13 protein-coding genes and 1 pseudogene are annotated in these 7,352 nt (G+C 35.5%); all 14 read right to left on the bottom strand.

The genetic code is table 11. From position 1 onward, the window contains the following. Nucleotides 1-400: 400 nt before the first annotated feature. Nucleotides 401-616 (bottom strand): hypothetical protein, encoded by a 216-nt coding sequence (locus KQI94_RS14925; protein WP_029658421.1) that lies wholly within the window; start codon nucleotides 614-616, stop codon nucleotides 401-403. Nucleotides 617-750: 134 nt separating this feature from the next. After that, nucleotides 751-1,344, bottom strand: a complete 594-nt coding sequence (locus KQI94_RS14920) for a DUF1642 domain-containing protein (RefSeq protein WP_010712234.1) — start codon at nucleotides 1,342-1,344, stop codon at nucleotides 751-753. Beyond that, a complete protein-coding gene (locus KQI94_RS14915) occupies nucleotides 1,341-1,601 on the bottom strand; it encodes a hypothetical protein (RefSeq protein WP_174087325.1) in 261 nt (86 codons plus the stop codon). The genes KQI94_RS14920 and KQI94_RS14915 overlap by 4 nt, the downstream gene beginning before the upstream one ends. 7 nt (nucleotides 1,602-1,608) lie before the next feature. Further along, on the bottom strand, nucleotides 1,609-1,959 hold the full coding sequence (locus tag KQI94_RS14910; RefSeq protein ID WP_010712232.1) for a hypothetical protein: 351 nt from the start codon (nucleotides 1,957-1,959) through the stop codon (nucleotides 1,609-1,611). A gap of 14 nt (nucleotides 1,960-1,973) precedes the next feature. Further along, complete coding sequence (locus tag KQI94_RS14905; RefSeq protein ID WP_010712231.1) at nucleotides 1,974-2,333, bottom strand: YopX family protein; 360 nt, start codon at nucleotides 2,331-2,333, stop codon at nucleotides 1,974-1,976. Next, nucleotides 2,317-2,478, bottom strand: coding sequence for a hypothetical protein (locus tag KQI94_RS14900; RefSeq protein WP_179114997.1), 162 nt, complete (start codon nucleotides 2,476-2,478; stop codon nucleotides 2,317-2,319). The genes KQI94_RS14905 and KQI94_RS14900 overlap by 17 nt, the downstream gene beginning before the upstream one ends. A gap of 497 nt (nucleotides 2,479-2,975) precedes the next feature. Continuing rightward, nucleotides 2,976-3,482: a hypothetical protein gene (locus tag KQI94_RS14895; protein WP_010712229.1), complete on the bottom strand. Its 507-nt coding sequence runs from the start codon at nucleotides 3,480-3,482 to the stop codon at nucleotides 2,976-2,978. Between the two features lie 16 nt (nucleotides 3,483-3,498). Beyond that, the gene (locus tag KQI94_RS14890) at nucleotides 3,499-4,455 is read right to left on the bottom strand and encodes a site-specific integrase (protein ID WP_010712228.1); all 957 of its coding nucleotides are present in this window, start codon (nucleotides 4,453-4,455) and stop codon (nucleotides 3,499-3,501) included. Next, the gene (locus KQI94_RS14885; RefSeq protein WP_253296182.1) at nucleotides 4,448-5,722 is read right to left on the bottom strand and encodes an N-6 DNA methylase; all 1,275 of its coding nucleotides are present in this window, start codon (nucleotides 5,720-5,722) and stop codon (nucleotides 4,448-4,450) included. Before KQI94_RS14885 ends, KQI94_RS14890 begins: the two co-directional genes overlap by 8 nt. Before the next feature lie 13 nt (nucleotides 5,723-5,735). Next, entirely contained in the window at nucleotides 5,736-5,942 is a 207-nt protein-coding gene (locus KQI94_RS14880) for a hypothetical protein (RefSeq protein WP_002395701.1), read from the bottom strand. 19 nt (nucleotides 5,943-5,961) lie between these two features. Continuing rightward, a complete protein-coding gene (locus tag KQI94_RS14875) occupies nucleotides 5,962-6,291 on the bottom strand; it encodes a hypothetical protein (protein WP_049097668.1) in 330 nt (109 codons plus the stop codon). A gap of 12 nt (nucleotides 6,292-6,303) precedes the next feature. After that, the gene (gene ssb, locus KQI94_RS14870) at nucleotides 6,304-6,831 is read right to left on the bottom strand and encodes a single-stranded DNA-binding protein (RefSeq protein WP_174087326.1); all 528 of its coding nucleotides are present in this window, start codon (nucleotides 6,829-6,831) and stop codon (nucleotides 6,304-6,306) included. Next, nucleotides 6,821-7,129, bottom strand: a complete 309-nt coding sequence (locus tag KQI94_RS14865; protein WP_010822654.1) for a MazG-like family protein — start codon at nucleotides 7,127-7,129, stop codon at nucleotides 6,821-6,823. Before KQI94_RS14865 ends, ssb begins: the two co-directional genes overlap by 11 nt. Nucleotides 7,130-7,133: 4 nt before the next feature. Beyond that, nucleotides 7,134-7,352: pseudogene (locus tag KQI94_RS14860) on the bottom strand (helix-turn-helix domain-containing protein); the annotation flags it as partial.

Raw genomic sequence — 7,352 nt, 5'->3', positions numbered from 1 at the left:
ATAATAACTATGTCGAAAATATTTCTCACAGCCGGAGCAATCTGGCTTTTTTTATTTTCTACTAAATAAACTTTTTACAATACGTACTATGAGATAGTATTTTCAAATACATTTACTCATGATATAATCATATTAACTTTCTTGGGGATTTTATTTCTGAAATAAATTTCTCCTTTTCTATGATAACTGGCGGAAAACAGTTATCGATAGTTCCTGTCTCCACCAGAGACACAATGTCAACCTTATTTGTTGGCACTATTAGCACTTTACTTGGGAAAAGTGCTAACTACCACATTAGTCAGCCATTGGTCGGCTGGCTTTTTGTTTGCAAAAAATCAGCTAGTTATTGTAAAAAAGTTGCAATAAGTTAAAACTCCAATGTAATTGGCCTCCCGTATTTTTAAATTTTCCATTCGCCATCTTTTGTATTGGTTTTATTCATATGATTTCTTTCATCGTGAGCAATCGTATAATCGAAAAATAAATCGGCTTGCTCTGATCCATGCAGGTACTCAACATAAACGCCGTCTACTTGACGTCCCAGTATATATAATTCTGGATAACTCATACGCTGGAACCTCCTAAATATAGCCCTAATCCCAAAATAAACGAGCATGAAAGGAAATAAACTAGGTCACTACTTGTTATGTCATTGCCGTACACGAAATGGCTCACGGTTGCTTTTGCTACAAGAATCATTATTGCAATGCCACTAAATTTATTTATTGCTCTTTTCCAGTTGCGTTTCATCTATTCACCATCAACTTTCACAGCAAACGGCCAGTAACGTTCATCAATTGATTTGATTTCTTGTTCTGTTAGCGGTGTTCTTGCTCCGCTGTTCTGAGACGATAACCAGAATGCTTTGTTTAAAACTTTATCTACACCTAAATATTGTTTTGTTGTCGTGTCAAAAACATAATACAATTGCTCTTTCTCGACTTCGTAGCCGTTATCAATCGCATTCAATAGTTTTACTTTATTTTCTGGATGTAAAAGCCAACCCTCAACATCGTCAGTTATCAATGTATATTCGTTATAATATAAGCATTCTAACTGTTGACCAACGAATACCATAAATGCAGCACCAGAGCTTAGTTTTTTATCACTAATTCTACCCTTTAAACCATCAAGCCAATCTGCCACGAATTTCTCTTCATGTGAAAATACGACTTTTTTAGGTTCGTCTAATTGTTTTAGATCATCTAGGATTTCCTTTCGAGCAACACCATATCCTGCAACATAAATTTCACGCTTAGTCAATGCTAATGGTGATTCGATTAGTTTGTATGCAGACGCACCTTTCTTGCTTTCCCATTTCTCAATCATTTCTTGTTTATTCATTGTTGTTCCTCCTCTAAAATAGCTAGAATTTTTTTTGCTTTTTCTTTATCAGATGTATAAAATAAGCTATGCTCTTTGCCATCAATACCTTTAAATCGGACTGTCTTTCTTTTATTTACAAAAAACCAGTCTGTCACTGCTTGAATAGCCTCATCTGTAATTACTCGACGATAATTTATGTCCATCAAGCCGTCTTTTGTTTCACTAAGATAAATATCTCCACTTACTGACGCTGTTACCAAAGCGTAATTTTTCATAAGCCATTTAATTTCTCTCCTGTTCAAACCATTCTGCAAATACTCGTACCATTTCGGCTTCTTCTTTATAACTTAGTTTTTCATAAGCTATACCTGCTTCATCAGCTTCATCATCGATATAACTTTGATGTAATTTCCAAAGGTAACCTGTACAAGATGCTTTAATTTCAGTTTCATTAAATCGATCTTTCAACCAATCCAGCACAATCTGCTGATTTTCGTTGAGTTCTGTAATACATATTATCGTTTTTAGCTCTCTTAACTCGTCCTCTGCTTCATAAGCTAATTTATCTGATTTCCAATAATTATGCCAAATACTTAATACTTCGTTTTTATCTACTAGTTCTTGTTTACTCATTCTGTTCCCTCCAATCATTCTGGATTTTCGTGTATATTTCCGATAATACATAAATTTCTGTAATATGATAGGAAGTTGCTAGCATCGTTCTTAAAACAAAATTGCGCATAGTCTACATCGTAAACAATTTCGCAAGCTTCAAACGTTTCCCACGTGCCATTTATATTGTCATCATGTTCGACTAAATCCCCCTCAAAAATTTCAACTCCGTTCTTGTCTCTTAATCCAATGGATTGCCCAATAGTTTCCTTATCAATCAAATAAACCGTATTTTCATCTGATTCATTTACGATAGCATATTGACCAAACATAAAAGTTAGAAGTCCAACATGCCAGTTTCCTCGTTCATCTCTTGCTCTATACTTCGGTATCATTTTGCACCTCTTCATAGCGAACACTAAACACATGAGGATCGCTGTACAAGTCATTTACTGATTGCTCCATCTCAGCAATTGTCTTGTTGTATTTCATAATTGTGTCCTGCAATTCTTCACCCATGAAACACTGTTTGTAAATCAATCTGTAATTTTTTCTCATGTTCAAAAACTCCTCTACTTTTTTAGTCTTAATTTGGTTCAGTACATATTTTTTACTGATAATCATTTGATTGTTACTATCACTTATATTTTCCTTGTCTTCCCGATGAACAACAGTTATTTTACCGAGTATCGAGTTGTCATAGACTTTCTGAACAATCCCCTATATTGGATGCTTAAAACGGATATGAGCTCTAAACTTTGGAATCATCTTCTTCACTCGCTTTCTAAACAGAATCTTATATCGCAATCACAGCTAGATGCTGAAAGACTAGGTCATGGCACACTATCCGGCATGCTCGCTAGCTGCCCTCTAGGTTTTTATATCTTGGAACCGCCTGTTCAAAAATATAAAAGTAGAAGCTGAGCTGAGTTATTTGCTTGCTGTCCCGGTGGTAAGAGAAGAAACCCCTCACCTCCTTCTATTATTTATTTTTTCGAAGGCGTCTTTCAGCATCTAGCTGTGATTGCGATATGTTTTTATCTGTATTGTTTGTAAATATATTTTTTTGCTTCTTTTGTTCGTTTTTCATAAGGTACAGCTGGACAATATATATTGTTTATCTTTAAAAATTTACTAAGTGATTTTTCATCTATATTGAGAGCTTTTGCTATTTGTGGTCTGTAATAACCTTTCTTAATCAATTCAAGTATCTCTTCTTTTCTTGGCGTTATTGGTCGTATCAAAGTCAAACCGAGAAATGCTCTTCTAGATTTAACTGCTTCAGTAGTTCTATTTAATGCTAATGCTAAATCATTTGTTGATATAGACCTGTAGTTTCTACGTAGAAAATCATCTTCTTTTTTAGACCAACGACGCTTTAAATAACGCACTTCTGGGTCTTTTTTTCTCAATTCTGTTAGCCTCGTACAAACAGCACCAAAGCTTCTACCTAAAAAATCAGCAGCTTCTTCTACTAAAGTGTCGCCTTCAAAAACAAAATATTCTAAATAAATGTCGTCATCCTCTGTCCATTTTTTAGCCATATATTCACTCACCTCACTAAGCTAACTGCATTAATGCGCCCATCATTTTTTCATCGTCTTTTCTTTGTAACTCGTCCAATACGTGTGCATAAGTTTCTTGCGTAACACCTATATTCGCATGGCCTAAACGAGCAGAAATACTATGGATTGATACTCCAGCAGCAAGCAGTACACTTGCATGCGTGTGACGTAATCCATGTAAGCTGATAGGTGTTATCCCTAAGTGTTTGCATTCGCTCACTAGAAAATGGTTGTAAGTTGAATTGAATTGTCTTTTATAAGAACCATCTTCAAACTTTTCAACGAAAATCGGTTCATTTGCTGGCAAATCTTTAATCACTAGTTGAAACTGACCAACAATTTGAAAATCTATGCTAATTGTTCTTTCTGAACTCGTTGTTTTCGTACTCTTAAAGCCGCCTTGGGTGCTTTTGTAGTTCCATGTCTTGTTTACTCTTAGTGTGCGAGCTGACCAATCAAAATCCGCTGGCGTTAAAGCTAATGCTTCTGCGTAACGCAGACCCGTTTTTGCTATAATTAAAATAAACCAGTCAATACTAATTTCGGGACTTAAGTCCAATGAACTTATAAGCTTTCTTAGTTCTTCTTTCTGTAGAAATTTTTTCTTTTTCTTTCGAACTGGTGGACGTCCTTTTATTACTGCTTTATACGTTGGATCTCTTTCTATCAACCCATCATGGAAAATGTCTTGGATGCATGATTTCACTTGATGGTGGAAATCCATTGTTGTTTGTCGCTCGTGTGTTTTTGCGTACTCATTCAAAACATTTTGATAGGCACGTCTATCTAAATCCTTTATTTTTAATGACGGTATTGTTTGTAAAATAAAATCTAAAGCACGGTAATACTTGTCTACTGATATTTCTGCAATCGCACCTTCTTTGTAAGTTGCAATCCATTCAGCATAATAACTAGCAAAAGTTCTTTCTGTTTGTTTTGATTTTTTAGCCATTTTCTAACACCTCTTTTGTTGCTTGAATTAACGCTCTTGATTCATCAGTATCAACGACTAACTCATCTAGCATTGAGACAAGTTCTTTTTCTGCTTTAGCTAGCTCTTCATTCGTTTTTCTTATATCTGCTAATAACTCGAATGGATTGATTGGCTCTTCTTCTTCGAATGTGTCTACAAATCTTGGTATATTCAAGTTAAAGTCATTTTCTGTTATTTCATCATAGCTAGCTAAATGAGCATATTTCTCGATGTCTTTTCGTTCTTTATATGTGTTAATAATTTTATTGATATGATCGTCTGATAAAGAGTTTTGATTTTTGCCTTTTTCAAATTCTTTGCTGGAATCGATAAACATGACATCGCGTGTTTGTCTATTTTTCTTTAAAACAATTACGACTGTTGGTATTGACGTGCCAAAGAATAAGTTAGCAGGTAATCCAATAACTGCATCAATACTGCCATCTTCTAATAATTTTTTACGAATAACACCTTCGGCAGCGCCACGGAAAAGAACTCCATGTGGCAAGACAATCGCCATAGTTCCTGAATCTTTTAAACGATAAAAACCATGTAGCAAGAATGCAAAATCTGCTTTTGTTTTTGGTGCTAACTTTTCGTAATGACTAAATCTTGGATCATCGAGCAACGTTGGACTAGCATCCCATTTTGCTGAGTAGGGCGGATTCGAAATTACAGCATCTACCTTTTCAATTGCTAATTCTTCGTTTATTTCTGTTAATTCGTAATCCGAAATTTTGTATACTTTTTTCGTCACACCGCTCAGACTATCACCGTGAATCACTTGAGCTTTCATGCCCCTAATCATTAAATTGAATAGCAAGAATGGTACTGCTCTATCTGATAGCTCTTCGCAAAGATACTCGTTGTTTGTTGGTTGTCCATCATTCCACCATTTTTTTATCGTTAATCCGCCAGTGCCAGCAGCAACATCTAACGTTGACTCTGAATGGTCTAAAATCAATGACAACACTTTTCCAACAAAGTTTGGCGTGAAGTCTTGTTTCTTTTGTTTTCGATCAGCATGTTCTTCTTGAAAATATTCGTGAAACCAATCGAAGCTTAAATCTGTTTCGATGGCTAGAAAGTTATCAAACAGGTTTCTAGCTGTATCTTTATTTTTCAATATATTCATGAGCGCTTCTGGCGCTTTGTAGGCATCATCAACACCTAGCAGTTCATTTATTTTTTCTGTTGTTAATTTCATCGTTTTTAAAGGAGCAAAAAGCTTTTTATGCGGCCGCAAACTCCACTCCTTTCTATAAATTCACTGGCTCTTTTTTATAACCAGCATCAATCAAAATTCCCTCAATCACATAAAGGTCCGTTTTCTGCTTTAAACTAGCCTTAAATTTCTTCGCAATATTTCTAGCTGTTTCTAAAGAAACGACTTCATATGTTTTAGCCAATGCATCCGCAATAATAGCGGATGTTGGCGTATAATAAATCTCAAGCAAAATGAACACTCACTTTCATTTCATAAATCTAATTTAAATGTTCAGCTTTGTATTCCCAGAATTTGTTTCTAGGCATTCCTAACGCTTCTATGATTGCATTCACTGAATAACCAATCCACTGCAAATACAAATATTCTTGAATGGTGAACTTGTCTTTATCAATTGAGTTGATTGGTTTAGATTTATCCATTGTTTGCTCACCAATCTCCTTACCAAGCATTTTAATTTGACGATAGACCATGCTTTTTGGATGTATATACCAGTCTGGGTTTTCATTCATTAACTTAAGCATTTCTTTTCGCTTTTGCTTTTTTTCAGCTTGAATACGTGCTATATCTTCAAAAATTACACTTTTCATTTCGTTAACCTCCTAGAACGGCAGATCATCATCGCTAATGTCGATTGAATTACCTGCACCTGCGAACGGATCTACATCTCCACCAAACGATATTTGTTGGCTGTTATTTTGCTGATTTAAGCCTTTGTTTTGATTCGCAGCATAATTACTCTCGAAATTATTTTGAACGCCTGTAACGCTATTCTGTGAACTCTGAATGCTATTTCTATTCTCATTGGCGCTTTTTGCCTCTAATAATTGGAAACTCTCGCAAATAACTTCAGTCACATAGACACGTTGGCCTTGTTGGTTGTCATAATTACGAGTTTGAATTCTGCCAACAACTCCTAATAATGTTCCTTTACGAGCATAATTAGCCATTGTTTCAGCAGGCTTACGCCAAATTACACAGTTGATAAAATCCGCTTCTCGTTCGCCGTTTTGGTTTGTAAAGTTACGGTTCACAGCAAGAGTAAAGCTTCCAACTGCAGAACCACTTGCGGTGTAGCGTAAATCAGGATCTTTTGTCAATCTTCCGACTAATACCACATTATTTATCATTCAAATCACTCTCCTTAACGAACACACCATTGACATTTTTTCCCTTACGATCTTTAATCTCGTTATACGCTTGGTTCAGACATTCGTATAAATCCATATCATTTTGAATAGCGAGAATAACTAGTGTCACAACAACATCACCGATACCATCCCTTAAATCATTTTTATTATTTCTTGCTAATGCTGCTGCGACTTCTCCGACTTCTTCAACCACTTTTAGCATTTGTTTCTCAGGCTCTGCGATATCTAAATTTTTTTCTCTTGCCCATTCTTCCACTAGTTTAACTAATTCATCCATGTTTTCATCCTCCTAATAGTTCTTGCATTTGCCGTTCTAACTTCGCTTGTTCTTTGTCAGAAAGAGGCACGTCTTCTTGCATCCCATTCCAATTTGGTAACTGCTCTTGTCTCACTGGCGCCTTAGAATACGCAGGCTGTTTATTTGTTTGAGATAAATCATATTCATCGTTATAACGATCATCACGGATCCAACGAAATAATTCTTGTGGATGGTACCAATC

It is taken from the genome of Enterococcus sp. S183_ASV_20 (genome assembly GCF_018919685.1).
GTDB classification, from domain to species: Bacteria; Bacillota; Bacilli; order Lactobacillales; family Enterococcaceae; genus Enterococcus; species Enterococcus faecalis.
The sequence above is the reverse complement of the archived record's forward strand: the minus strand, read 5'-3'. Positions and strand labels throughout refer to the sequence as shown.

Bases quoted from the DNA above. Each gene is read 5' to 3' on its own strand.
- KQI94_RS14890 (WP_010712228.1), bottom strand. From the start codon at position 4,455: ATGGCTAAAAAATCAAAACAAACAGAAAGAACTTTTGCTAGTTATTAT.
- KQI94_RS14865 (WP_010822654.1), bottom strand. From the start codon at position 7,129: ATGGATGAATTAGTTAAACTAGTGGAAGAATGGGCAAGAGAAAAAAAT.
- KQI94_RS14895 (WP_010712229.1), bottom strand. From the start codon at position 3,482: ATGGCTAAAAAATGGACAGAGGATGACGACATTTATTTAGAATATTTT.
- KQI94_RS14905 (WP_010712231.1), bottom strand. From the start codon at position 2,333: ATGATACCGAAGTATAGAGCAAGAGATGAACGAGGAAACTGGCATGTT.
- KQI94_RS14920 (WP_010712234.1), bottom strand. From the start codon at position 1,344: ATGAATAAACAAGAAATGATTGAGAAATGGGAAAGCAAGAAAGGTGCG.
- KQI94_RS14910 (WP_010712232.1), bottom strand. From the start codon at position 1,959: ATGAGTAAACAAGAACTAGTAGATAAAAACGAAGTATTAAGTATTTGG.
- KQI94_RS14875 (WP_049097668.1), bottom strand. From the start codon at position 6,291: ATGAAAAGTGTAATTTTTGAAGATATAGCACGTATTCAAGCTGAAAAA.
- KQI94_RS14925 (WP_029658421.1), bottom strand. From the start codon at position 616: ATGCTCGTTTATTTTGGGATTAGGGCTATATTTAGGAGGTTCCAGCGT.
- ssb (WP_174087326.1), bottom strand. From the start codon at position 6,831: ATGATAAATAATGTGGTATTAGTCGGAAGATTGACAAAAGATCCTGAT.
- KQI94_RS14915 (WP_174087325.1), bottom strand. From the start codon at position 1,601: ATGAAAAATTACGCTTTGGTAACAGCGTCAGTAAGTGGAGATATTTAT.